Source organism: Bacillus sp. LR--39, from assembly GCF_053613335.1.
Map to the genome: position 1 here is coordinate 1 of NZ_JBSIOT010001595.1, position 518 is coordinate 518.

Sequence of the window (518 nt, forward strand, 5' to 3'; positions counted from 1 at the left end):
TAGAATTATTGCTCCTTGCCCATTATGGGCCGCTTAGTCCAAAAGGAGGTGCAAACAGATGAGAAAGTACGAAGTTATGTACATTATCCGCCCAAACATTGACGAAGAGTCTAAAAAAGCAGTTATCGAGCGTTTCAACAACGTTCTGACTTCTAACGGTGCGGAGATCACTGGAACAAAGGATTGGGGTAAACGTCGTCTTGCTTACGAAATCAACGATTTCCGCGACGGTTTCTACCAAATCGTAAACGTTCAATCTGACGCTGCGGCAGTTCAAGAATTTGACCGTCTAGCTAAGATCAGTGACGATATCATTCGCCACATTGTTGTTAAAGAAGAAGAATAAGCAATTTTGAAATATATAATGGTAAAAGGTGGTCTTTCTTATGCTTAACCGAGTTGTATTAGTCGGAAGACTGACAAAAGACCCAGAGCTTCGTTATACGCCAAACGGTGCGGCTGTTGCTACGTTTACTCTTGCTGTGAATCGTACATTTACGAACCAGTCCGGAGAACGT

1 protein-coding gene and 1 pseudogene are annotated in these 518 nt (G+C 42.7%); both read left to right on the plus strand.

Annotated features, from left to right (window positions below):
- Window positions 1–58 precede the first annotated feature (58 nt).
- Entirely contained in the window at window positions 59–346 is a 288-nt protein-coding gene (rpsF, locus tag ACWHAR_RS31990; protein ID WP_003244064.1) for a 30S ribosomal protein S6, read from the plus strand.
- 40 nt (window positions 347–386) lie between these two features.
- Window positions 387–518 (plus strand): annotated as a pseudogene (gene ssbA, locus ACWHAR_RS31995) (single-stranded DNA-binding protein SsbA); the annotation flags it as partial.